Source organism: Opitutia bacterium (assembly GCA_016217545.1).
Classification (GTDB): Bacteria; Verrucomicrobiota; Verrucomicrobiia; order Opitutales; family Opitutaceae; genus Didemnitutus.
This window is the reverse complement of sequence record JACRHT010000002.1, coordinates 60,973-84,543: the sequence shown is the minus strand read 5'-3', so window position 1 is coordinate 84,543 and position 23,571 is coordinate 60,973. Positions and strand designations below refer to the sequence as shown.

Genomic DNA, 23,571 nt, shown 5'->3' with positions numbered 1-23,571 from the left:
ATGTTCACCGGCATCGTCGAAGAAACAGGCCAAGTCGTCTCGTTCACCCGCGGCGCGAAAGCGTGGTCGCTCCACCTCTCCGCGCAGCTGGTCGCCTCGGATGTGAAACTCGGGGACAGCGTCGCCGTGAACGGCTGCTGCCTCACGGTCGTGAAGCACGACGCGCGCAACCTCTGGTTCGATCTGCTCGAGGAAACCGTGCGCCTGACGAGCTTCTCCGAGTTGAAGCCCGGCTCGCTCGTGAACCTCGAGCGCAGCATGCTCCCGAACAGCCGCATGGGCGGACACTTCGTCAGCGGGCACATCGACACGCTCGGCCGCGTGGAGATTTTCGAGCAGCGCGGCGCTGATCATTACCTGAAGGTTCGCGGCCCGGCGGGCAGTGGACGCTACTTGATCCACAAGGGCAGCATCGCGATCGACGGCATCTCGCTCACCGTCGCCGAAGTCGACGACGACGCCCTCGCCGTGTGGCTGATCCCGCATACGATGGAGGTCACCAATCTCCGTGAGAAGCGCGTCGGCGGAGGCGTGAATCTCGAGTTCGATCTCCTCGGCAAATACGTCGAAAAACTCATCGCGGCTCGTCTGCCGGCCAATCTGTGAACGTTCGCGAGCACCTCCTCTGTCTCACCGACGAACTCCGGCGCCTCAAAGGCGAGGGCAGCCGCACCGTGGTGGTGAACGAGGAGAGCCTCGTGGAATTGCGCCGCGCCGTCGAAGTCGCGCGCGCCGAACTTGCGGGTGCGACTGCCGCGGTTCCCGCGCCGAGCAGCGCCGTCGCGGAGCGCGCGGCTGCGCCGACGCCGGCCCGCGAAGCGGTCGTAGCCGAGCCGGCGCAGAGCTTCGCGTCCACCGCGTTTGCCCCTCCGCCGCCGGCGCGGATCGTTCCAGCGAATGCGCCGTCGAGTCTGGGCGCGCCGCCGCCGTTGAATTTGCCGAGCGGCTCGAAACAGGAACGTTGGAATGCGCTGCGTGAGGTCGTGCTGAACGACGCGACATGCAAGGCGCGCGTCTACGCGGGCAAGCAGGTCGTCTTCGGCGTCGGCAATGTCGATGCGTCCGTGATGTTCATCGGCGAGGCGCCGGGCGCGGACGAGGAAGAGCAGGGCGAGCCGTTCGTCGGACGCGCCGGGCAGTTGCTCAACCGCATGATCAAGGCGATGGGCCTGGATCGCTCGCAGGTCTACATTGGCAACATCCTCAATTGGCGGCCCGAAATGGGCGCGCGCTCGCCGGACGGTTTTCAGACGGGCAATCGCCCGCCGACACAGGACGAGATGGCGTATTGCCTGCCGTTTATCCGCGCGCAAATCGACATCATCCAGCCGCGGGTGCTCGTCGCGCTGGGCAAAACCGCCGTCGACGGACTGCTCGGCGCGGATCGCTTCAAGACGATGGGCGCCGCACGCGGTTCGTGGCACGCCTACAACAGCATCCCGCTGCGGGCGACCTACCACCCGTCGTATCTCTTGCGCCAGGAAGGACTGCGGTCGGAGGCGGCGCTGAAGATCAAGCGCGACGCTTGGGAGGATTTGCTCGCGGTGATGGAGAAGGCTGGGCTGCCCATCAGCGAGAAACAGCGCGGCTATTTCAAGACGGGTTGAGCGGAGCGGGCGCGCACCTCGGTCCCGGCGGAGCGAAGCGAGGCGTCAGTGGACGTTCGCGTAGGCGCTGACGACCACGTCTTCGCCGGATTCGGCTTTGCCTTTGAAGCGGATCGCCGCGCTGGCCGCTTCGGCTGTGGCCAGCGGCTTCACGAACAAACGGTAGCGGCGGCCGGCTTCGATGGTTTCGAAGCGCGCGGAGAACGACGGCGCGGAGACGAACAGTTCGCTGAAATTGATTTGGATTCCCGCAGCGACCGTGATCAGGACCGGCTTCTCATCTGCCGGCGCGCCCGATTCCCAGTCGAGGATGCGCGGTTCGATCGCGGCCAGTTCCGGGACCTCGATGTGCACCCGCAGGTGCTGCGGTTTCGCGCCGTCGTCGGTTAAGACCTTCACCCCGCGCTCATACGAGCCGATGCGGTCGCCGACGGTGAAGTGTGCGCTGATGGTTCCGCTTTCACCGGGTTGGTAGACGGTCTTGTCTGCCGCCGCCGTCATGCAGTCACAGTTCACTTGAACGTCGCGAATCGTGACGGGCGTTTGGCCGGTGTTCTTGAAGCCGAAGGTGACCGCGAGGACTTTTTGCAACGGCTTGGTGGCGCTCGTAACTTCGGTCTGCGTCCACGTAAGCGCCGCCGGCGCAGGCACGACTGCGAGTCCAAGAACCGCGACGCCGACAAGAGACGAAATGAAATGGCGATGGATCATGAATCGCGCAGGGCGAGGAGCGCCTCCTTAACGGCTGCGAAGGACTGCTCGAGTTCGTCGAGGCGGGCGATAATCGCGGGGAGTTGGTCCGATTTCGCCAGGGATTCGAGTTCCAACGCCACATGCGCGAGGTGCTGCGCGCCGAAATTTCCGGCGCTGCCTTTGATGCTGTGGGCAGCACGCACGGATGCACCGACGTTTTGCTCGCGAAGGGCGTTTTTCAGCTCGGTGATGCGTCTAGGGGTGTCCTCCAGAAAGATATCGATGAGCTCCCGAAAAAACACGCCGCCGTCATCCGGTGAAACCGCGCGGAGCGCTTCGATAGCCTCGGGTCTCAAAATGGGCTCGGACATGGGGTGATGTCCGCATGCAACCGCAGCTAGCGGGCGACGCAAGCCGGATGCCGCCGGGATGGTTCGAACATCCTCGTATCATGGAATCCAGATACGTTGATAATCTACTTGCTCCCGCTCGCGGCGCTGTCTTTCTTCGCCGCTCACATTCTATGGCTAATCACTTCGTTTTCTCCTCCGAGTCGGTCGGTGAAGGTCACCCCGACAAAGTCGCTGACCTCATTTCCGACAGCGTGCTCGATGCATGCTTGAAGATCGATCACACCTCGCGCGTCGCGTGCGAGACGTTCGTGAAGTCCAACATCGTCGTCGTGGGCGGCGAGATCACCATCCCGAAGCTGCAGGACGCCAAGAAGGGCACGACCAAGCCCATCGAAGAGGCGATCAACCTCGGCAAAGTCATCCGCGACGCCATCCGCGACATCGGTTACGTGAACGACGACGACGTGTTCCACGCCGACAAGGTTTTCATCAATAACTACCTCACCGCCCAATCGCCCGACATCGCGCAAGGTGTCGACGCCAAGAAAGCCGAGGGCAAGAAGACCGCCGAGCAAGGCGCCGGCGACCAAGGCATCATGTTCGGCTACGCGTGCAACGAGACGCCCGAACTCATGCCGACGCCGATCATGTTCGCGCACCGTCTCGGTCGCGAGCTGACCAAGATCCGCAAGTCCGGCGCCGTCTCCTGGCTCCGCCCCGACGCGAAGACGCAGGTTTCCGTCCGTTACCAGAACGACAAGCCCGTCGAAGTCGTGAACGTCGTCATCTCCACGCAGCACGCTGCTGACGCGAAGCACGCCACGATCGAGAAATTCCTCATCGAAAACGTCATCAAGAAGGTCATCGACGCCAAGCTGCTGACGAAGAACACCGAGTATCTCATCAACCCGACCGGCCGCTTCGTCATCGGTGGTCCGCAGGGCGACTCCGGTCTCACCGGCCGCAAGATCATCGTGGACACCTACGGCGGCTGGGGTCGTCACGGTGGCGGCGCCTTCTCGGGCAAGGACCCGTCCAAGGTTGACCGCTCTGCCGCTTACATGGGCCGCTGGGTCGCGAAGAACATCGTCGCCGCCGGCCTCGCCACGCACGCCGAGATCCAGTTCGCCTACGCCATCGGCCACCCGAAGCCCGTCTCGGTTCGCGTCGAGACCTTCGGCACCGCCAAGCTCGGCGTCTCCGACGAGCAGATCACCGACGCCGTGCAACAAGTCTTCTCGTTCAAGCCGGCCGACATCGTCGCCCAGCTCGACTTGCTCCGCCCGATTTATCGCCAGACCACCAACTACGGCCACTTCGGCAAGAAGGGCCTCCCGTGGGAATCCACCGCCAAGGCCGCCGAACTCCGCGCCGCCATCAAAGCCTAACCACCACTTCCATGGCCAAAGCCAAAAAATCTTCCGCTGCGAAGGCGCAGGACTACCACGTCAAGGACATCGGTCTCGCTGACTGGGGTCGCAAAGAAATCTCCGTCGCCGAGCACGAGATGCCCGGCCTCATGTCCGTCCGCGCCAAGTTCGGCCCCAAGAAGCCGCTCAAGGGCGTGCGCGTCACCGGTTCGCTGCACATGACGATCCAGACGGCCGTCCTCATCGAGACGCTCGTCGAACTCGGCGCCTCCGTGCGCTGGGCGTCGTGCAACATCTTCTCGACGCAGGATCACGCCGCCTCCGCCATCGCGGCCGCCGGCGTGCCGGTCTTCGCCTGGAAGGGCGAGACGCTTGAGGAATACTGGGATCTCACCTGGAAAGCCGTCAGCCATCCGAACGGCACCGGCCCGCAGCTCGTCGTCGACGACGGCGGCGACGTCACGCTCCTCCTCCACAAGGGTTACGAGATGGAGCAGGGCAGCGACTGGGTGAACAGCGCCTCCGGTTCGCACGAAGAGCAGGTCATCAAGAACCTCCTCAAGAAAATCCAGAAGTCGCAGCCCGGCATCTTCACCGCGATGGTGAAGGAGTGGCGCGGCGTCTCGGAAGAGACCACGACCGGCGTCCACCGCCTCTACCAGCTCCACGAGCAAGGCAAGCTCCTCGTCCCGTCGATCAACGTCAACGACTCGGTCACGAAGTCGAAGTTCGACAATCTCTACGGCTGCCGCGAGTCGCTCGCCGACGGCCTCAAGCGCGCCACCGACGTAATGATCGCCGGCAAGGTCGCGTGCGTGTGCGGCTACGGCGACGTGGGCAAGGGCTCCGCGTTTTCGCTCAAGGGCTTCGGCGCGCGCGTCATCGTCACCGAAATCGACCCCATCAACGCCCTCCAGGCCGCGATGGAAGGCTTCGAGGTCAACACGGTCGAGTCCACGCTCGGCATCGCCGACATCTACGTCACGACGACCGGCAACAAGGACATCATCACGCTCGAGCACATGGCGAAGATGAAGGACCAGGCCATCGTCTGTAACATCGGCCACTTCGACAACGAGATCCAGGTCGACCGCCTCTACAAGGCCAAGGGCGTCAAGCGCACGAACATCAAGCCGCAATACGACATGTTCACGTTCGCCAACGGCAACAGCATCTACCTGCTCGCCGAAGGCCGCCTCGTGAACCTCGGTTGCGCCACCGGCCACCCGTCGTTCGTCATGTCGAACTCCTTCACCAACCAGACGCTCGCCCAGCTCGACCTCTGGAAGAACAAGGACGTCTACAAGGTCGGCGTCTACCGCCTGCCCAAGCACCTCGACGAAGAAGTCGCGCGCCTGCACCTCGAGAAGATCGGCGCCAAGCTGACCAAACTCTCTAAGGAGCAAGCCGCCTACCTCGGCGTCCCGGTCGAAGGCCCCTACAAGCCCGAGCACTACCGCTACTGAGCGGAGTCGGTTCCTTTTCAACGCCGCGGAGCAATCCGCGGCGTTTTTCTTTTTCGGCGCGCCCGCACCTCGGACGGCGGCGTCCGTCGGCACCTCGCGCACCGCGCTTGCGCGGGTTGGCCTCACGGGCCTTCCTTCTCGCATGGCGAACCAATGGATCACCTTCGATTGCTTCGGCACGCTCGTGGATTGGCACACGGGCTTCGCCGACATCCTGCGTCCGCTCGCGGGCGGGCGCGTGGGCGAACTGATCGCTGCTTACCATCGCTACGAACGCCCGTTGGAGCAGGAGCGTCCGCACCGACTCTACGCCGACGTGCTGCGCGAGGGTGTCGCCCGCGCAGCACGCGAGATTGGTCTCGAGGTTTCGGCCGCCGCCGTCGACGCGTTGCCCGCCCACTGGGGCACGCAGCCCGTCTTCGCCGACGTCGAGCCCGCGTTGGCGGCGCTGCGAGCGGCCGGTTGGAAACTGGCCGTTCTCACCAACTGCGACCGTGCGCTCTTCGCGCAAACCGAGCGCGGTTTTCGCCAGCCTTTCGATCTGGTCGTGACGGCCGAGGAGGTGAAGGACTACAAGCCTTCGCTCGCGCACTTCCGGCACTTCTGGCGGGTGAGCGGCGTCGAGCGGGCGAATTGGGTGCACGCGGCGTGCAGTTTTTATCACGACATCGGTCCCGCTCGCGAAATGGACATCACGCGCATCTGGGTGGATCGCGACCGCACGGGCGAAAATCCCGCTGCGGCCACGGCGCGCATCGAGTCGCTCGCAGAGTTGCCCGCGGCCGTTCAGCGGCTGACCAGATCGTAGTGCCCACGCGTGCGGACGAGCCGCAGAGGCGCACCGAATAAATCCGATAGCGCGGACGAGCTGAGCACGTGACGCGGCGCGCCGTCGGCGACGATGCGACCGTCGCGCATCAGGAGCACGCGGTAGATTTCGGGCACGAGATCAGCGACGTTGTGCGTCACGAGCACGACGCTCTTGTCGCGCCGACACAGCTTGCGCAACGTGCGGCGAAACTCGATCACCGCCGCCGGATCGAGGCTGGTCGTCGGTTCGTCGAGCAACAGCGCGGCAGGATCGTGAACGAGTGCGCGGCCAATGAAGCACCGGCGTTGTTCGCCGGACGACATTTCCTTGAGCGAGCGCGTGGCGAGATGCGCGATGCCGAGTTCGCGCAGGATCGCGTAGGCGCGCCGGCGTTGGGCGAGCGTCGGCCGCATGTGCGGCCAGAGACCGATGCTGTCGAAGAAGCCGGAGAGCACCAATTCGAGACCTGTGACGCGGCGCTCTGTCACTTCGTAAGAGAGCTTCAGCATCTGATCGAGCGCGACGAGACCGAGCTTGCGGCGAAAGTCCGTGATGTCGGCGAATTCCTCGCCGAGGAGCTGGAAGCGATAGCCGGGAGTGTCGGTGAGCGGGTAGAGTTCGCGCGTGAGCGTCTTGATCAGCGTCGACTTGCCGCAGCCGTTCGGGCCGAGAATGGCCACGTGCTCACCCGCGCGAAGCTGGAGATCGAGCCCGTGGAGCGCGCGCCGTTCGCCGCGGTAGACGGTGAGTTGGCGAAAATCGAAGAGCAGCGGCGCGGGCATTTCCCGAAGGGCGCCCCGAGAGGGACGAAGAATGGCGGAGGGGAGAGGATTCGAACCTCCGAGACCCTTTTGGGGTCTGGGTCTTTAGCAAAGACCTGCCTTAGACCACTCGGCCACCCCTCCGTCGGAGTGGAGCGCAGAACAAAGAGCGCGGTTCCGCCGAGCGCAAGGCATTTTCCTTCCGGCCGATTTCGGCCCTGCGCCCGGGTGACGGGCGGTGGAACTCAGATTTTTCCCGAGTAAAACTTGGGCTTCAGCACGCCGATGCAGGGCAGATTACGGTAGCGCTCGTTGAAATCGAGGCCGTAGCCGACGACGAACTCGTTCGGGATTTCGAAGCCAACGTATTCCGCCTCGAACGGCACGACGCGGCGCGCCTTCTTGTCGAGCAGCACGCAGGTGCGGACGGACGCGGCTTTCTTCGCGAGGAGCAACTCGTGGACGGCGGAGAGCGTGTTGCCGGTGTCGAGGATGTCATCGACGAGCAGCACGTGTTGGCCCGCGATATCCAGTTTCAGGTTGTCGATGATGACGGGCTTGCCGGTCGCGGACGTGCCGGCGTGGTAGCTCGATGCGCGGATGCAGTCCAACCGCAGCGGCGAACGCATGTGGCGCAGCAGATCGGCGGTGAAGATGAGGGCGCCGTTCACGACGGCGATCACAGTGAGGTCCTTGCCGCGATAGGCTTTGTTGATCTGCTCGGCGAGCGAGGCGACGCGGCGGCGGATGGCGGGTTCGCTCACGAGCACGTGGTCGAGGTGCTTGAGCTCGGGAATCGTGGGCTTGGTGCGGGCCATGGCGCTTTAAGGTCGATTCCGTTGCCGATGGCAACCCGTTAGCGGACGGCCGCGGACGCCAATCTTTTTGACTCGGCAGATTCCGGCCGGTTGCCTCTCGCGGTCGCCCCCGATGATCTCCATCCAGATCCAGCAACTGACAAAGCGCTTTGGCGACGTCGTGGCGCTGCACGGTCTGGACCTCACGATCGCGCCCGGTGAGCTGTTTTTCCTGCTCGGCCCGAGTGGCTGTGGCAAAACCACGCTGCTGCGGTGCATGGCCGGCTTCTACATTCCGGAGGCGGGGACGATCTCATTCGGCAACGAGGACGTCACTCGCCTCGAGCCGCACAAGCGGAACACCGGAATGATGTTTCAGAGCTACGCGCTGTGGCCGCACCTGACCGTGGCGGAGAACGTGGCGTTCGGTCTACATGAGCGGAAAGTGCCCGCGGCCGAACTGAAGGAACGCGTGCGCGAGGCGCTCGCGTCGGTGCGGATGGAGAGTTACGCCGACCGGAAGCCGAACCTGCTCTCCGGCGGCCAGCAGCAGCGCGTGGCGCTCGCGCGAGCGCTCGTGATCCGGCCACGCTGCCTGTTGCTCGACGAACCGCTCTCGAACCTCGACGCCAAGCTCCGCCTCGAGATGCGCGCCGAAATCCGCCGGGTGTGCAAGGAGTTCAAACTCACCACGGTCTACGTCACGCACGACCAGAAGGAGGCGCTGTCGATCGCCGACCGGATGGCGATCCTCGACCACGGACGCATCCTGCAAGTCGGCACGCCGCGCGAGGTCTACAAGCGGCCGACGACGCAGGTCGTCGCGAATTTCATTGGCGAAACGGATTTCCTTCCGGGCAAAGTGCTGCGCTGGGGCGACGGCACCGTGACCGTCGAGACGACCGTGGGGAATTTCGATGGCATCCCCGGCGATCCGGCTCTCTCGCCCGAGGTCGGCGCGGCCGTCACGGTATCGATCCGGCCTGAATGCTGGGAGCTGCATCGCGAGGCGCAGCCGCGGAACTGCGTGCGTGGCCGCATTGGCGAATCGGTCTATCTTGGCGAGGTCGCGCAATACGAGTTCGTGACTTCGGGCGAAGGCGCGCGCTTGAAAATTTTCGAACTCAACCCGCGGTTCGTGGACGGCGCGCAGCGCGGCGAGCTGTTCGCCGCCGTGCAGCCCGAGGACGTGGTGGTCTTGACCGCGTGAGGCGCCGATGAAACGGGCCGTGATCGTCCTGGCGTTGCTGACGGTGCTCGCACTGCCGTTCGCGCTCCGGCCGCGTCAGGTCGCCGCCGCGCGCGATGCCGATGATCGCGTGGTGATCGTGACGCCGAACAACGAGGCGACCCGCTACGAATTCGGGCGCGCGTTTCAGGAGTGGTATCGCGCGCGGACCGGGCGGAGCGTCGCGATCGATTGGCGCGTGCTCGGCGGCACAAGCGAGATCGCCCGTTTCCTCGAGAGCGAATACATCACCGCGTTCCGCAATCACTGGGTGAACCAGCTGGGCAAACCGTGGAGCCGCGACGTGCAGGCCGGTTCGCAGAATGGCCGGCTGCCGGCCGACGCGCCCGCGATCGCGCGGGAGGCGCGCGCGGTGTTTCTCGCTTCGGATGTCGGCTGCGGGATCGATGTTTTTTTCGGCGGCGGCACCTACGATTTCGAGCGTCAGGCGGTCGCGGGGCGGCTGGTGGCGTCGCGGGTTTTTGAGGCGCATCCCGAGTGGTTCACCGACGACGTGATTCCGCGGGTTTATGGCGGCGAGGAGTTCTGGGATCGCGAGCACCTGTGGATCGGCTGTGTGCTCAGTTCCTACGGCATCCTGTTCAATCGCGATTCGCTCGCGCGCCTCGGGGTGCGGGAGCCTCAACAGTGGGACGATCTCGCGGATTTTCATTTCTTCGGCGAGGTCGCGCTGTGCGATCCCACGAAGAGCGGATCGATCGCCAAGGCGTTCGAGAACATTCTCCAGCAGCGGATGCAGCGGCGCGCGCGCGCGTCGAGCGAACCGGACGCGACCGCCCGCGAAGCGCGCGCGGTGCGCGAAGGCTGGGAGGACGGACTGCGGTTGATACAACTCGTGGGGGCCAACGCGCGCTATTTCACCGACACCTCGCAGAAGCCGCCGATCGACGTGGCGGATGGGAACTGCGCGGCCGGCATGTGCATCGATTTTTACGGACGCGCCCAAGCCGAGGCGGCGAGCGCACGCGGCGGGTCGGCGCGGCTGGGTTACATATCGCCGGCGGGTGGGTCGGTCAGCTCCGTCGATCCGATCGGCATCCTGCGCGGTGCGCCGCATCGGGCGGTCGCGGAGGCGTTCATGGAGTTCGTGCTTTCGATGGAGGCGCAACGGTTGTGGAACGCGAAGCCGGGCACTCCCGGCGGACCGCAGCGTTACGCCCTCCGGCGCCTGCCGGTGCGACGCGACTATTACGCGCGGGCCGAGTGGCTGCCGCTCCGCAGCGATCCCGACGCGAATCCGTTCGCGACCGAGGATCCGCTGATCTATCGGCCGGAGCGGACGGCGGCGGTGTTTCGCGAAATGGCGTTCATCATTCGCGTGATGTGCCAGGACACGCACGAGGAACTCCGCGCCGCGTGGCGTGCGATCAATGCGCCCGGCGTCGATGCGGCTCGAAGAAGCGCCGCATTGTCAGTGCTGCAGGACCTCTCCGACGTGAGCTACGATCGAGCGCAGAACGAAATTCATCGCGCGCTGACTTCGAAGCACAAGGTCGACGAGGTGCGGCTGGCGAGCGAGCTGGCGGGGAGATTTCGTGCCCGATACGCGCGCGCGACGGACATCGCGGGCGGCAAAGCGAGCTTCAGTCCCGCCTCAGAGTGACGCGAATGCCGCGGCGAACGCAGCACGGTCGCCGGCCTTGAAGAAAGACGTGCCGGCCACGAAGGTGTCGGCGCCGGCGGCGCGGCATTCCTTGCCCGTGACGAGGTCGATGCCGCCGTCGACTTCGAGGCGGAAGTTGAGGCCGGCTTCGCGGCGCCAGCCGTCGATTTGCTGGAGCTTTGGGAGCATGTCGCGCCGGAAGGGTTGGCCGCCGAAACCCGGTTGCACGGTCATCACCAACACGAGATCAACCTGCGGCAGCAGCATGCGGATGGATTCGGCGGGCGTGCCGGGATTCAGCACGACGCCGCACTGGCAGCCGAGTTCGCGGATGCGGCGCAGCGTGGCCGCGTGGTCATAGGTGGGCTCGATGTGGATGCTGATGAGATTGGCGCCGGCCTTCGCGAACGCTTCGACGTAGCGGTGCGGTTCGGAAAGCATGAGGTGGGTGTCGAAGAATGTCTTCACGCCCGCGCGGCGGAGAGCGGCGAGCACTTCGGGGCCGAAGGTAAGGTTCGGCACGAAGTGGCCGTCCATCAGGTCGAGGTGGAGCCACGGTGCGCCGGAATCGGCGGCGAGTTTCGCGCTGGCGCCGAGGGCGGCGTGATCGCCGGCGAGGAGGGAAGGGGCGAGGACGGGCGAGAGCGACATCGACTCAAAGCAAGCCGCGCTCGCGCAGCAGGCCAAGCAGTTTTCCCGGTATCGGCCGGCAGGCGCAATGCGCGTGATGTTCGAGGTGCCAGGCGAGGCGCTGTTCGAGCGTGGCGCGGGGCGGCATGCGGTGCGCGAGATGCCACTCGCGATTCAGGCGGGGCTTGGTCGCGCGGGGCATGCGAGTTTCCTTACCAGTTGTCGAGCGTGGCGTGCAGCGCGCGCTCGGCGAGCTGCTCCGCGAGCAGCGGGAGCAACTGGTATTCCGACTGCAGCTGGCCGCTGTCGGTGAAGGCGCCGCGGGTGACTTTGAGCGGGCGATTCGCGAAGACGGTTTGCTTGGAACGTTGATCCACGAGCGCCGCGCGGGCTTGGAGCACGACATCGAAGCGCCGGGCGAGTCCGGTGTCGTCGGCGCGGGCAACAGTCGTGTCGCGGTGGTAATCCTCGAGCGTCAGCGTGAGCACGGCGTCGGCTTCGGAAGCCGAGTCGACGAGGCGGACGCGTCCGTCCTTAAGGAACGCTTCGCGCACCTGCGTCGTGACGATGGCGACGGCCTGGGGCAGGAGCACATCGCTTTTCACGACGGCGACGTGCAAGGTGGCGTAGCGGGTCTCGCTGCCGGTGCCGAGGTGGTAGTTCGCGCAGGACGCGAGGCCGAGGGCGAGGGCAGCGAGCGAGGCGAACAGCGCGAGGCGCATGGGCGATGCGCGGTGCTCAGAAGAGCCAGAAGCGCTTTTTCTTTTTCGGCGCGGCGGGCTGGTCGTCCTTCACGTCCTGCGCCTTGTTGCCGGCGAGGCGGGAGTCGACTTCGACGAGCATTTTGCGGGCGCGCGCGGCGACGGGCGAATCGGGATAGGTGGTGATCGCCTCGTTGTAGAAGACCTTCGCGGCGGTGTAGTTCTTGCGGTATTTGAAGTAGTAGTCGGCGAGGATCATTTTGCTCTGCGCGAGCATGGTCTTCATCTCGCCGAGGCCTTTTTCGGCCGTGCCGGCGCCGGAGTCGCCGGGGAATTGGATGAGGTAGTCCTCGTAGTAGGTGATGGCTTCCTTCGTCGACGCTTGGTCGTAGTAGGCGCCGTCGACGAGCGAGGAATGCGTCTGCGCGAGCTTCAGGTAGGCGTCGGGCGTGAGGACGTTCTTCGGGTAGTTGTTGATCATCCGGTCGAGGGCGTCGATTGCCTCCTCGGTGTTGCCCATTTTCTGGTGGGCGCGCGCGATATTCATCAGCGAGAGCGGCGCGTAGTCGGAGTAGGGCGCGTTGTGGACGATATGCTCGAAATACTCGACGGACTTCTCGCGGTTTTTGAAGCCGGGAATAACGCCCCACATGTAGGAGCGGGCGCCGTCGAGGAGGAGCTGGGCGATGCGGTATTGCTCGGCGATGACCTGGGAAAACTTCTGGCTGCTCGGATACTTCATCACCATCTCCTGGAAGGAGTCGAAGGCCTTGAAGTATTGCTTCCGCTTTTCGTAGAGGAGACCGGAGCGGTAGAGGGCCTCGCCGGCGTAGATCGAGTTCGGGAACTTCTTGGCGACCTTCTCGTAGGTCTTGATGGCGGAGCGCGTGGAGCCTTTTTCCTCGGCGTTGCGCGCGGTGTTCATCATCTCCAGCGCGTTGCGGCCTTCTTCGCCGGAGAGCCCGGCGAGGGCGCCGCCCTCGATGCGCCAGCCTTGACCGGGCGTCCAGACGAGGTCGGCGCTAAGGCGCGCGGCGCCGAACAGCGCGATGACGACGGCAACAAGGGCGGAAAGGGTGCGACGGGACATGAGGATTACCAGCGAATGAGAGTAGAGCCGTAGGTGAAGCCGGCGCCGAAAGCAACAAGGAGCGTGTAGTCGCCGGGCTTGATCTTACCGGCCTTGCGGGCTTCGTCGAGGGCGAGGGGAATGGAGGCGGACGACGTGTTGCCGTAGCGATCGATGTTCACGTAGAAACGATCCATGGGCACACCGAGGTTGCCCGCGAGCGCTTCGACGATTCGCACGTTCGCCTGATGGGGGATCACGAGGTTGATTTGGTCAAACGTGAGGCCGTGTTGTTCCACCATTTCGCGCGCGACGGTCTCCATGACGCGAACGGCGTTCTTGAAGATCTCCTTGCCCTTCATGCGCAGGAAGTGGCCCTTCTCCTCGACGGTCTTGGGCGACGCCGGGCAGCGGGAACCGCCGGCGGGCGTGTAGAGGTATTCGGCGAGTTCGCCATCGGCGCCGAGGTCGGAGCCGATGATGCCGACACCGTCCTGATCGCTCTTCTTCAGCACGGCCGCGCCGGCGCCGTCACCGAAGAGCACGCAAGTGGTGCGGTCGGACCAGTCGGTGATCGAGGAGAGTTTTTCCGATCCGATGATCAGCGCGCACTTGTAGCGGCCAGTGAGCAGCTGGCCGTAGGCGATCTCGAGGGCGTAGACGAAGCCCGAGCAGGCGGCGGCAATGTCGAAGGCGGTCGCGTGCGGCGGGACGCCGAGCTTGTGCTGGACGACGCACGCCGTGGACGGGAGCGGGTAATCCGGAGTCGCCGTCGCAATGATGAGGAGGTCGACCTCGGAGGCGCTGACCTTCGCGTCGGCGAGGGCACGCTGGGCGGCGATGAGGGCGAGGTCGGAGCACGCCTGGTCCGGCGCGGCGATGTGCCGCTCGCGGATACCGGAACGAGTGCGGATCCACTCGTCGGACGTATCGACCATTTTGGTGAGATCCTCGTTGGTGAGGATGCGTTCGGGCGCATAGGCGCCGACTCCGGCGATGATCACGGAGGCCATAGGTAAAAAGGGATCAGTTATTCGTCGGCGACACGCCGGGCGCGGCTTGGATGAGCTCGTTGGCCTTGGCGACGTCGTCTTCGATGCGGTGGTAAAGGTCCTGACGGATGATTTTGCCAGCGGCGCGGATGGCGCTGGCCCAAGCGTGGCGGTTGGATGAACCGTGGGCCTTGAGAATGTTGCCGCGGACGCCGAGGAGCGGCGCGCCGCCGTAGCGGTCGGGATTCATGCGGTCCTTCAAGGCGCTGAAGGCACCCTTGGCGAGGACCGCTCCGGCCATGCGCACGGGACTTTGCTTCAGCTCGTCCTTGAGCATGCCGGTGATGAATTTCGCGAGCGACTCCCACGTCTTGAGGAGCGTGTTGCCGACGAAACCGTCGCACACGACCACGTCGACGTGGTTGCGGAAAACCTGGAAGCCCTCGATCGGACCGACGTAGTTCACGACGCCGTTGATCTTCTTCAACAGGTCGTTCGTCTCGGTGACGAGCGCGTTGCCTTTGCCTTCTTCGGTGCCGATCGTAAGGAGGCCGACGCGCGGGTTATCGAGGCCGAGAATGACGCGGGCGTAGTCGGCGCCGAGGATGGCGTTGTGCATCAGGTGCTCGGGCTTCGCCTCGGGATTGGCGCCGGCGTCGATGAGCACGAAGTGCCCGCCTTCGCGAGGGATGACCGCCGCGAGTGCGGGGCGATCGACGCCGTTCATGGTGCGCAGGCGGAGCGTGCCGCCGGCCATGAGCGCGCCGGTGTTGCCGGAGCTGACGGCGACCTTGGCCTCGCCCGACTTCACGAGCTCGATCGCGCGGACCATCGAGGCGTCTTTCTTGGTCTTGAGCGCCTTGAGGGGTTTGTCGTCCATCGTGATCACCTCGGAGGCGTGCACGATCGACACGCGCGAACTGCCGGCGAGGCCGGCTTCGGCGACGAGGGGAGTCAGCACCTCCTGTTGGCCCACCAAGACGATGGGCGCGAGGTCTGCGTCCTCGGAAAGAGCGATTTTGACCGCCGCGACTACTTCCGCAGGGCCCAAGTCGCCGCCCATGGCATCGACGGCGATGCGGGGCGGCAACGGCGTGGAACTGGCGGCTTCGGGTTGGATAGCAGGAAGCTGCCGGATGAAATCAGACCGTGACGTCGAGCACCTGACGGCCGCGATAGAGACCCGTCTTCGGGTTCACGCGGTGCGGGCGGAAGGCGCCGCCGTCGCTGTCTTTGGCGACCTGCGGGGCTTTGAAGGCGTTGGCCGCGCGGCGGTTGGCGCTGCGGCGCTTGGATTGCTTACGTTTCGGATTGGCCATGGTAAGTGGTTGAGTAGTGCGGCCCGACGCGTGGACTGGCCGCTAGTTTCGGTTGGAAGGTCGAGGAGGTAAGGTTCGGCCTGCGACCCCGTCAAGACGTTTAACTGCCCGCGCTGACGAGACCTTAGAACAGGTAAAATGCGGCCAACACCACCGCCACCGCGATGCGGTAATAGGCGAACAGCGCCAGACCGTTGCGCGACAGGAATCGCACGAAGAATTTCACCGCCAGCGCCGCCGAAACCGCCGCCACCACGCAGCCCAGCAGCACGCTCGACCAGCCGAAGACTTCGATCATGGCCGCGCCGGACTTGTAGGACTTATAGACCGCCGCACCAGCGAGGGTGGGCAGCCCGACTAGGAAGCTGAACTCCGCAGCCTTCACCGGCGTCAGGCCCGCCAAGTAACCGCCGACGATCGTCACCATCGAGCGGCTCGTGCCCGGCCACAGCGCGAGGCACTGCGCGAAACCGATGCCCACGGCCTTGCCCGCGGTCATGTCCGCAGGATCGGCCTTCGAGAATCCGATGCCGGAGTTCTTTTTTCGCCAGTGTTCCGCCCAGAGCATGATCAGGGCTCCGCCGATTTGGGCGGCCACCACTGCGCCGATGGAGAAAAGGTATTTGTCGATCAGGTCGTGCAGCGCGAAGCCGATCACCGCCACCGGCACGAAGGCCAGCAGCACGTTCCGCAGCAGACGAAACCCCGAGCTGCTTCGCCCGAACAATCCGATGAGCATGTTCACCAGCTGCGACCAATACATGAAAACCACCGCGAGGATCGCGCCGACCTGGATGACGACCGTATAGGTGTCCGCCGCGAGCTTCAACGTGAGCGGCTCGCCCTGCGGATGCTTCTCGGAGGGCTTCTTATACCAGAGCGGTTCGCCCGCTGCGTTCGTGAGCGGCTTGTCGGACTCCAGGCCGAGCATCTGGCTGGCGATGATCAGGTGTCCCGTCGACGAGATCGGCAGGAACTCGGTCACGCCTTCCACGACGCCGAGCACGAGGGCATCGGTCGCGCTCAGCTCCGCGACGGGCTTCGGCGCCGGTTCGCGCGGCACTCTCTTCTTCGACGCCGGCTCGGCGGCGTGCGCGACGCTCAACGCGACGCAGGCTGCTATGACAGACAGGAGGCGACCCGTAATTCGGAGAAACACAGAGCGAGCGTTCGCAAACGGACCAGACGTGTCGAGAATTATGCTTTGCCGTCCCGCGCGACCTCCGTCTTTGATGCGCGCCGATGTTGCTCGAGCAACTGACTCAAGAACTCCACGCGCGCCGCGACCTTGCCCCCGCCGAAGCGCGCTCCGCCGCGCTCGCGCTGGCCAGCCCCGATATCGCGGAGGCGACCAAGATCGATTTTCTCGCCGCGCTCGCGACCAAGGGCGAGACCGCGGAGGAGATTGCCGCCTTCGCACGCACCTACCGCGAGGTCGCGCGCGATCCGGGCGTCCAGGAATGGGCGCCGCACGCGCTCGACATCGTCGGCACCGGGGGCGACCACGCCGGCGGCTTCAACGTCTCCACGCTCGTCACGCTGACGCTCGCTGCCGCGGGCGTGCCGGTGATGAAGCACGGCAACGCCGGCATCACCTCGAAATGCGGCAGCGCCGACCTGATGGCGTCGTTCGGTCTCGATTTGCAGGCTTCGCCGGAGAAGACCCGCGCCGCGCTGCGCGAGCTGGGATTCTGTTTCTTCTTCGCGCCGGCGTATCACCCGACGTTCAAGCACATCGCACCCGCCCGCAAGGCGCTCGCCGCGCGCGGGCAACGCACGATCTTCAACATCCTCGGTCCGCTCATCAACCCCGGCCGTCCGGCGCACGTGATGCTCGGAGTCTATTCGCCGGCGCTGGTGGAGAAGTTCGCCACGACACTCGCCGCGCTCGAGTGCCCCGCCGGCATCGTGGCCCACGGCGTGATCGAGTCCGGGCGCGGCATCGACGAGTGGACCACCGCCACGGACAATCTCGTCGCGGGTGTCGGCCGCCTGAAAGGCGCGACGGCGAACTGGACGCCGGCGGACTTCGGCATGGAACGCGCGCCGTTTGCGGACCTGATCGGCGGCGACGTGGCGACGAACCGCGCGCTCACCGAGGCGATCCTCGCCGGCAAGGCGCCGCGCGGGTTGATGGACACGATCGTCGCGGTGGCCGCCATGGGCTTGTGGATCGCCGGGCGTCAGCCGGACCTGCGCAGCGGCGTGCCGGTCGCGCGCGAGCTGTTGTTCGGCGGAGCGGTCGCCAAAAAGATTGCCGACACCCTCGAATTCTATCGTTCGTAGGGGATGGGTTCGCGGAAGTATTTCGGCACGGACGGCGTGCGCGGTGCCTACGGCAGCGCGACGATGAACGAGGCGTTCGCCTCGCGGCTCGGCGCGGCCGCAGCGCGGTTCGCACGTGAAAACGGAGCCGCGTCGCCGGTCGTCTTTATCGGACGCGATACGCGCGCGTCCGGTGCGAGCCTCGAGGCTGCGCTGGCCGGCGGGTTGGCGGCGGAAGGTTTCAAGCCGGTGAGTCTCGGTGTCGTGCCGACTCCGGCCGTGAGCCTCGCGCTGCGGTCCACTCCCGCGGCGTTCGGCGTGGTGATCACGGCGTCGCACAATCCGGCGGCGGACAACGGCATCAAGTTTTTCGGTCCGACCGGCATCAAGCTCACCGACGACGAGGAGTCGCGCATCGAGGCGTTGTTGCCCGACGCGGCGGCGTCGTCGCACGGAGCGCTGGAGAATTTCGACGCGCGTTCGCTCTACGTCGCGACCGCTGTGCGCCTGCTGCCGGTCGGCGCGTTGCGCGGCTGGAAGATCGTGCTCGATGCGGCGAACGGCGCGGGGTGTCACACGAGCCACGCGGTGCTCACGCAACTCGGCGCGGACGTCGTCACGATCGGTTGCTCGCCCGACGGCAACAATATCAACGCCGCCGTCGGCAGCCAGCATCCGGAACAGATGGCCGCAGCGGTCCAAGCACACGGCGCCCGCCTCGGCATCGCGCACGATGGCGACGCGGATCGTTGTATTCTCTGCGACGAGAACGGCGACGTCCTCGACGGCGACGAGATTCTAACCGTGCTCGCCTTGCATGCGTTGAAATGCGGGCGGCTCGCGCACGGGCAGCTCGTGATCACGGTGCAGAGCAACCTTGGCGTCGACGCCGCGCTGGCGGCCGCGGGCGGCAAGGTCGCGCGGACGCCGGTGGGCGACCGCTACGTGATTGAGCGCATGCTCGCGGACCACGCGACACTCGGCGGCGAATCGTCGGGCCATGTGATTTGCGCGGACGTCTCGCCGACGGGCGATGGTCTCGTTGCCGCGCTCAAGGTTCTCGAAGTCATGCTCGCAACCGGCCAGCCGCTCTCACAGCTGCGGCGTCAGCTGCGGAAATTCCCCCAAGTCACTGCCGCGCTCACGGTGCGCGAGAAGAAACCGTTGGATCACCTGCCGACCTTGCCCGCGACGATCGCCGCGCTGGAGCGCGAGCTGGGCAGCAGCGGACGCGTGCTGGTGCGCTACTCGGGCACCGAGCCGAAGCTGCGTCTGCTGGTCGAGGGGCCGACCGACGAAATCGTCGGCGCCGCGCTGGCGCGGCTCGAGCAGGCCACCCGGCGCGATCTCGAGGTGTTGTAAGCCGCGCTTGCGCGCCGCGCACCGCGCTGGCATCCCGCTGCCATGGCCGAACAATCCGTCGCTTCGCTCGAGCCCCGGTTGCAGAAACTCGTGGAGAGCGCGCGCACGGCGTTCGAGCGCGGGAATTTCGATTACGCCATCGAACTCTCGCGCGACGTGCTCGCGGTCGCGCCGGGTTGCCTGCCGGTGCGCAAATTGCAGCGCGCGGCGCAGCTGAAAAAGGGCGCGGCGGGCAAGGGCGGGTTTTTCGCGAAGGCGCTCGGGAGCGTTTCCACCGCGCCGTTCCTGCTGAGCGGCAATTCCGCGCTGGCGAAGGATCCGGCGAAGGCGCTGGCCAGCGCGCAGAAGATGCTCGATGCCGATCCGGCCAGCGCGCCGGGACTGCGTTTGCTCGGCAACGCTGCGAGCGCGCTCGGTTGGCATGAGACGGCGGTGTTCGCGTTCGAGGCGTTGCGGGAAAACGCGCCGGACGATCTCGAGACTCTCGTGGCGCTCGGCCGGGCGCATCTCGGCGCGGGTCGCGCGGACGCGGCGGTGCGGTGCGCGGAGGCGGTGCTGGCGCGCGAGTCGATCAACGGTCCGGCGCAGGCGCTGCTGAAGGACGCGTCGGTCGCGCAAACGATGAAGGCGGGCCGGTGGGACGAGGGCGGCGATTTCCGGGCGAAGGTGAAACAGTGAGCGCGCGCGCGGCTCCGTCTCCGGCGACCATCTATTGGACGGCGTTCGTCGGGCTGTTTTTCGATTACTACGACCTTTACCTGTTCGTCTATCTGGAGCGCGCACTGGCGGCCGAGTTCGCGCTGACGCCGACGCAGAGCAGCTGGCTGCAGTTTGCCGGGCTGGCGGGCGTCGGTGCCGGTTCGCTGTTGTTCGGATTTTTGGCCGACCGCGCGGGAAGAGGTCGCGCGATGCTGGCGACGTTCGCGCTCTACGGCATCGGCATCGCGGGCATCAGCCTCGCGTGGAACGTAGGGAGCTTGCTGGCGTTCCGTTTGCTCGCGTCGCTCGCGCTCGGCGCGGAATGGGGAATCAGTCACACGTATCTCGCCGAGCGGGTGACGGGTGCGGTGCGGTATCGGTTCTCGGCGTGGCTGCAGTTCGCGATTCTGGGCGGGCTGCTCGCGGCGATGGCGGCGCGGTTCGCCTTGCCGGTCGTGGGCTGGCGCGTGCTGTTCGCGGCGTCGCTCGTGCCGGTGGCGGTGTTGGCGCTGTGGCGTTGGCGGGCGCTGGCGGAGCCGGTGGTGGATGAGGCGAAATCGGCTGGCCCGCCGCGCGGCGCGTGGCGGGTGCAAGGCGGTGCGTTTCTCGTCTGCCTCGCGATCGCGAGCCTGACGATCGCGAGCGGCACGATGAACGTCTTCTATGCGCGTGAGCTGCCGCAGTCACCGTGGTTCACGGCGCTGTTTTGGCTGAACGTCGCGCCCGGCATGGCGTTCGGTGCGTGGCTCGTGGGGCGCGTCGGAGTGACGCGCGCGCTGTGGCTCTACGCGGCGGGACTGACGACTCTTTCGGTGGCGTGTTGGAGCTGGAGCTGGACGGGGCGCAGTTTGTTTTTCGCGCTCAGCCTGCCGTTGTTGAACGGCGTGCCGTTCGGGTTGATGGGGGCGTATTTCAACGAGGTGTTCGCGCGCTACCGCACGACGTTGTCGGGCGCGGCGTATAATCTCGGGCGGATCTTCGCGGGCTTCGCGCCGGTGCTGATCACGGCGCTCGGGCTGCACGAGGGCGGACGGTATTTCCTGTTCACCGCGGCGCTCGGTCTCGCGGTGGCGGCGTTGGGTTTCGTGCTGCCGCGGGCGGCGGGAGAGCCGAGTCGCTCGGCCTAGACGCGGAAGATGGCGCCGAGTTTGCGGCCCAGGAGAATGCCGAGACCTGCGATCGTGATGCCGAGGAAAGCCATGGCCCACGCGCCGAGCGCGGAGGCAAGGAACTTGCCGTCGCCGAGCAGCTGGAAGAGTTCGTAGATGGCCTTCGTGATCGGGTAAAAGGCCTGCTTCTGCGCCAGGATGAGCGAGTCGGACACCTCGAGCATCGCGAAGGAGAACGCGAGCAGGCCGCCCGCGATGAGGTTGGCGAGAATGAGCGGGAGCGTGATCTTGAATGTCGCCTTGAGCGGAGGGCAGCCGAGGTTTTGTGCGGCTTCCTCGAGCGTCTCGCTGGTTTGCTGGAAACCGGCGACGGCCGAACGCACGACGTAGGGCAGGCGACGAACGGAGTAGGCGATGATCAGGAGGAGCGTCGGATTCGCGATGGGGTTGAGGAAGGAAAAGAACTTTCCCTCCTGGCTCATGGCGAGATAGCCGAAGGCCAGCACGAGGCCCGGCACGGCGAGCGGCAGCATGGCGAGAAAATCGAGCACGGCGCGGCCGGCGATGCGGGAGCGCACGATGACGTAGGCGAGCGCGGTGCCGAGCAGGAGATCGATGATCGTGGCGGCACTCGCGTATTTGAGGCTGTTGGCGATGGCGGGAACGGTGAGGTCGTGGCCGAGTGCGAGTTGGAAATTCTCCGTCGTGAGGTGCTGCGGGAGAACGGTGCCATACCACTCGCGCGAGAACGCCACGGCAATCACGCCGAGGTGGGGCAGCACGGCGACGAGCGTCACACCGGCGAAGAGCGCCGTGGCCGTCCAGGCGGCGAGGCCGTGGAGCGTGCGCGGTCCGCCGGAGTGCGTGGCCTTGGCCATCATGGCGTGGCTCTGGCGGCCGAAGAGGCCTTTCCCGAGAGCGTAGATGGCAACCGATGCGGCGAGCATGATCGCCACGAGCGCGAAGGGGAACGGGTTGCCGCCAATGTCCTTCAGACCGTGAAAAATCTGGACCGGCGTGACGCGGGCGTAGTCGAAGATGAGCGGCACGCCGAGATCGGTGAAAGACCAGATGAAGACGATCGTTCCACCGGCGAAGAGCCCCGGCGTGATGAGCGGCAGCGTGATCTTGCGGAAGCGACGCAGGCCCGTGCAACCGAGGTTGGTCGCGGCTTCCTCGAGTGCGGGATCGATATTGGCGAGTGCGGCGACGGCGTTGAGGTAGATGATCGGGTAGAGCGACAGCGCGTTGACGATCGCGATGCCGAGAAACTGGTTGGCGCCGAGCCAGTCGAAGGCCCAGCCGGGCGGCCGCAGTCCCAGCGCGACGATGAGGCTGTTGACCGCGCCGTATTGCCCGAGGATTTGCTTGATGCCGATCGCACCGACGAAGGGCGGCAGGATCATCGGCACGAGGACGAGGGCGCCGAGCAGGCTCTTACCCGGAAAGGCGTAGCGGTCGGAAACGACTGCGAGCGGCAGCGCGATGCCGAGGGCGAAGGCGGTGGTCGTCAGCGCGAGGAGAAATGAATTGGCCAGCGCCCCCACATAGATGGGGTCGCGGAGCAGGGCGGCAATGTAGGCGAGCGTGATGTGGCCGTCGGCATCGACGAAGCCGCCGCGGAGAATTTGCGCGATCGGCCAGAGGAAGAAGGCCGCGAAAAAGAGCAGCGTGCCGAAGAAGACGAAGCGCGCGAAGCTCTGGGACATGCGAGGCATGTCGCCCGAGGGTCCGATGAGCGGCAAGGGCGAAAAGCAGGTCGATGCGCCCAGCGGCGAAGTTCAGGTTGCGTTCAGGAACGCGAATTATCATGTGCCTCAATCGTGCCGTTGGCCGTGCCGATACGGACCTTATGCCTCCCTTTCTGCGCTCAATTTCGTTTCTCGTTTTTGCCGGTTTGGCCGCCATTCGGCTGTCGGCGCAATTCACTGAGGCGCCGCAAACAGTCGCGCGCGGAGAGTGGCTCGTGGAGACCGACCTCGCGACCGGCGCCTACGACCGCTACACGCCGGCGCGGGATGGCGTGCGCATGCGGAGCGTCTCGCTGGCGGTGGCGCAGCTTTCCACCGGTGTGACGGAAAACATCGACGTGCAAATCGGGATCGAGGGCTGGCGCGACGAGGATTTCTCCGGCGCGGACGTAGACGAATGTGTGCGTGGCACCGGTGGCGTCTATGTGCGCGCGAAGTGGAAATTCTGGGAGTCGTCCGACGGGACCGCGCTGGCACTTCTGCCTTATTACCAGTTTCGCGACACGGTGTCGTCGCGCTTGCGGCCGGCTGTCTCCCAATTCGGCGTGATCGTGCCGTTCTATCGTCCGCTCGGAGAAGCGTGGTCGTTCTCCGCGCAAGCTGAGATCGATTGGGTCGACGATGGCGCCGGTTCGCGGGAGGATTGGTGGGCGGGCTACGTGGTCTTAGCGCGCACGCTGAACAAGCGCTGGAGCTGGTATTGGGAAACGACTTCGAACGCCGCCGGCGGACGGGGCCGCTGGGCGACCCAGTCGGGTCTCGGGCTCGTGTGGCAGGTGACCGAGAAGTTTTCGTGGGACGCGGCGCTCTATGCCGGCGTCAATCGCGCGGCGCCGGACTGGTATCCCGCGCTGCGGTTCGTCTGGGCTTTTTAGTGCTGGGACGGCCACTGCGGCGTGGGCGTCGTAAAGTCGGAGCTGGGATTCGCGCAGGCAGTAAAATTTAGGAAAGGCTAAATCTGTCT

The 23,571-nt window shown here is 65.6% G+C and carries 25 protein-coding genes and 1 tRNA gene; 12 read left to right on the top strand and 14 right to left on the bottom strand.

Going from position 1 to position 23,571, the window contains the following annotated elements:
* A complete protein-coding gene (locus HZA32_00415; GenBank protein MBI5422515.1) occupies positions 1 to 606 on the top strand; it encodes a riboflavin synthase in 606 nt (201 codons plus the stop codon).
* Complete coding sequence (locus HZA32_00410; protein MBI5422514.1) at positions 603 to 1,607, top strand: uracil-DNA glycosylase; 1,005 nt, start codon at positions 603 to 605, stop codon at positions 1,605 to 1,607. The genes HZA32_00415 and HZA32_00410 overlap by 4 nt, the downstream gene beginning before the upstream one ends.
* Positions 1,608 to 1,652: 45 nt before the next feature.
* On the opposite strand, the gene HZA32_00405 is transcribed toward HZA32_00410, so the two are convergent.
* Positions 1,653 to 2,318 (bottom strand): DUF1573 domain-containing protein, encoded by a 666-nt coding sequence (locus tag HZA32_00405; protein ID MBI5422513.1) that lies wholly within the window; start codon positions 2,316 to 2,318, stop codon positions 1,653 to 1,655.
* Entirely contained in the window at positions 2,315 to 2,671 is a 357-nt protein-coding gene (locus HZA32_00400) for an Hpt domain-containing protein (protein ID MBI5422512.1), read from the bottom strand. The genes HZA32_00405 and HZA32_00400 overlap by 4 nt, the downstream gene beginning before the upstream one ends.
* 152 nt (positions 2,672 to 2,823) lie before the next feature.
* On the opposite strand from HZA32_00400, the gene HZA32_00395 reads away from it, so the two are divergent.
* The 3 genes from HZA32_00395 (at position 2,824) to HZA32_00385 (ending at position 6,297) form a co-directional block, all read left to right on the top strand.
* A complete protein-coding gene (locus HZA32_00395; GenBank protein MBI5422511.1) occupies positions 2,824 to 4,041 on the top strand; it encodes a methionine adenosyltransferase in 1,218 nt (405 codons plus the stop codon).
* A gap of 11 nt (positions 4,042 to 4,052) precedes the next feature.
* Positions 4,053 to 5,489, top strand: coding sequence for an adenosylhomocysteinase (locus tag HZA32_00390; GenBank protein MBI5422510.1), 1,437 nt, complete (start codon positions 4,053 to 4,055; stop codon positions 5,487 to 5,489).
* A 142-nt stretch (positions 5,490 to 5,631) separates the two neighbouring features.
* On the top strand, positions 5,632 to 6,297 hold the full coding sequence (locus HZA32_00385; GenBank protein MBI5422509.1) for an HAD hydrolase-like protein: 666 nt from the start codon (positions 5,632 to 5,634) through the stop codon (positions 6,295 to 6,297).
* Here the strand turns inward: HZA32_00385 and HZA32_00380 are convergent.
* The 3 genes from HZA32_00380 to hpt all read right to left on the bottom strand — a co-directional run bounded on the left by HZA32_00380 (position 6,276) and on the right by hpt (position 7,879).
* Positions 6,276 to 7,082, bottom strand: coding sequence for an ATP-binding cassette domain-containing protein (locus tag HZA32_00380; GenBank protein ID MBI5422508.1), 807 nt, complete (start codon positions 7,080 to 7,082; stop codon positions 6,276 to 6,278). The two genes, HZA32_00385 and HZA32_00380, sit on opposite strands and share 22 nt — an antisense overlap.
* Before the next feature lie 32 nt (positions 7,083 to 7,114).
* Positions 7,115 to 7,205, bottom strand: a tRNA-Ser gene (locus HZA32_00375).
* Between the two features lie 101 nt (positions 7,206 to 7,306).
* A complete protein-coding gene (hpt, locus tag HZA32_00370) occupies positions 7,307 to 7,879 on the bottom strand; it encodes a hypoxanthine phosphoribosyltransferase (protein ID MBI5422507.1) in 573 nt (190 codons plus the stop codon).
* A 112-nt stretch (positions 7,880 to 7,991) separates the two neighbouring features.
* Between hpt and HZA32_00365 the strand changes: the two genes are divergently transcribed.
* Both HZA32_00365 and HZA32_00360 read left to right on the top strand, forming a co-directional pair.
* Positions 7,992 to 9,068, top strand: coding sequence for an ABC transporter ATP-binding protein (locus HZA32_00365; protein ID MBI5422506.1), 1,077 nt, complete (start codon positions 7,992 to 7,994; stop codon positions 9,066 to 9,068).
* A 7-nt stretch (positions 9,069 to 9,075) separates the two neighbouring features.
* A complete protein-coding gene (locus HZA32_00360) occupies positions 9,076 to 10,710 on the top strand; it encodes an ABC transporter substrate-binding protein (protein MBI5422505.1) in 1,635 nt (544 codons plus the stop codon).
* Here HZA32_00360 and rpe read toward each other — a convergent pair.
* The 8 genes from rpe to HZA32_00320 all read right to left on the bottom strand — a co-directional run bounded on the left by rpe (position 10,702) and on the right by HZA32_00320 (position 16,448).
* Positions 10,702 to 11,361, bottom strand: coding sequence for a ribulose-phosphate 3-epimerase (gene rpe, locus HZA32_00355; protein ID MBI5422504.1), 660 nt, complete (start codon positions 11,359 to 11,361; stop codon positions 10,702 to 10,704). The two genes, HZA32_00360 and rpe, sit on opposite strands and share 9 nt — an antisense overlap.
* Positions 11,362 to 11,365: 4 nt before the next feature.
* Positions 11,366 to 11,542, bottom strand: coding sequence for a hypothetical protein (locus tag HZA32_00350; protein ID MBI5422503.1), 177 nt, complete (start codon positions 11,540 to 11,542; stop codon positions 11,366 to 11,368).
* 10 nt (positions 11,543 to 11,552) lie between these two features.
* On the bottom strand, positions 11,553 to 12,062 hold the full coding sequence (locus HZA32_00345; GenBank protein MBI5422502.1) for a hypothetical protein: 510 nt from the start codon (positions 12,060 to 12,062) through the stop codon (positions 11,553 to 11,555).
* Positions 12,063 to 12,078: 16 nt separating this feature from the next.
* Complete coding sequence (gene bamD, locus HZA32_00340; protein MBI5422501.1) at positions 12,079 to 13,131, bottom strand: outer membrane protein assembly factor BamD; 1,053 nt, start codon at positions 13,129 to 13,131, stop codon at positions 12,079 to 12,081.
* 5 nt (positions 13,132 to 13,136) lie between these two features.
* Positions 13,137 to 14,123: a ketoacyl-ACP synthase III gene (locus HZA32_00335; GenBank protein ID MBI5422500.1), complete on the bottom strand. Its 987-nt coding sequence runs from the start codon at positions 14,121 to 14,123 to the stop codon at positions 13,137 to 13,139.
* 13 nt (positions 14,124 to 14,136) lie between these two features.
* Complete coding sequence (gene plsX, locus HZA32_00330) at positions 14,137 to 15,165, bottom strand: phosphate acyltransferase PlsX (protein MBI5422499.1); 1,029 nt, start codon at positions 15,163 to 15,165, stop codon at positions 14,137 to 14,139.
* 79 nt (positions 15,166 to 15,244) lie between these two features.
* Positions 15,245 to 15,421 (bottom strand): 50S ribosomal protein L32, encoded by a 177-nt coding sequence (gene rpmF / locus HZA32_00325; protein ID MBI5422498.1) that lies wholly within the window; start codon positions 15,419 to 15,421, stop codon positions 15,245 to 15,247.
* A 124-nt stretch (positions 15,422 to 15,545) separates the two neighbouring features.
* The gene (locus HZA32_00320; GenBank protein ID MBI5422497.1) at positions 15,546 to 16,448 is read right to left on the bottom strand and encodes an undecaprenyl-diphosphate phosphatase; all 903 of its coding nucleotides are present in this window, start codon (positions 16,446 to 16,448) and stop codon (positions 15,546 to 15,548) included.
* Positions 16,449 to 16,663: 215 nt separating this feature from the next.
* Here HZA32_00320 and trpD point away from each other — a divergent pair, with 215 nt between their 5' ends.
* The 4 genes from trpD to HZA32_00300 are packed head-to-tail and all read left to right on the top strand — an operon-like array spanning position 16,664 to position 20,874.
* Positions 16,664 to 17,707, top strand: a complete 1,044-nt coding sequence (gene trpD / locus HZA32_00315) for an anthranilate phosphoribosyltransferase (protein MBI5422496.1) — start codon at positions 16,664 to 16,666, stop codon at positions 17,705 to 17,707.
* Positions 17,708 to 17,710: 3 nt separating this feature from the next.
* Positions 17,711 to 19,048, top strand: a complete 1,338-nt coding sequence (gene glmM, locus HZA32_00310; protein MBI5422495.1) for a phosphoglucosamine mutase — start codon at positions 17,711 to 17,713, stop codon at positions 19,046 to 19,048.
* 42 nt (positions 19,049 to 19,090) lie between these two features.
* Positions 19,091 to 19,726, top strand: a complete 636-nt coding sequence (locus tag HZA32_00305) for a hypothetical protein (GenBank protein ID MBI5422494.1) — start codon at positions 19,091 to 19,093, stop codon at positions 19,724 to 19,726.
* The gene (locus tag HZA32_00300) at positions 19,723 to 20,874 is read left to right on the top strand and encodes an MFS transporter (GenBank protein ID MBI5422493.1); all 1,152 of its coding nucleotides are present in this window, start codon (positions 19,723 to 19,725) and stop codon (positions 20,872 to 20,874) included. Before HZA32_00305 ends, HZA32_00300 begins: the two co-directional genes overlap by 4 nt.
* On the opposite strand, the gene HZA32_00295 is transcribed toward HZA32_00300, so the two are convergent.
* Entirely contained in the window at positions 20,871 to 22,565 is a 1,695-nt protein-coding gene (locus tag HZA32_00295; GenBank protein ID MBI5422492.1) for an iron ABC transporter permease, read from the bottom strand. The two genes, HZA32_00300 and HZA32_00295, sit on opposite strands and share 4 nt — an antisense overlap.
* Positions 22,566 to 22,753: 188 nt before the next feature.
* Between HZA32_00295 and HZA32_00290 the strand changes: the two genes are divergently transcribed.
* Complete coding sequence (locus HZA32_00290) at positions 22,754 to 23,482, top strand: transporter (protein MBI5422491.1); 729 nt, start codon at positions 22,754 to 22,756, stop codon at positions 23,480 to 23,482.
* The last annotated feature ends 89 nt before the right edge of the window (positions 23,483 to 23,571 follow it).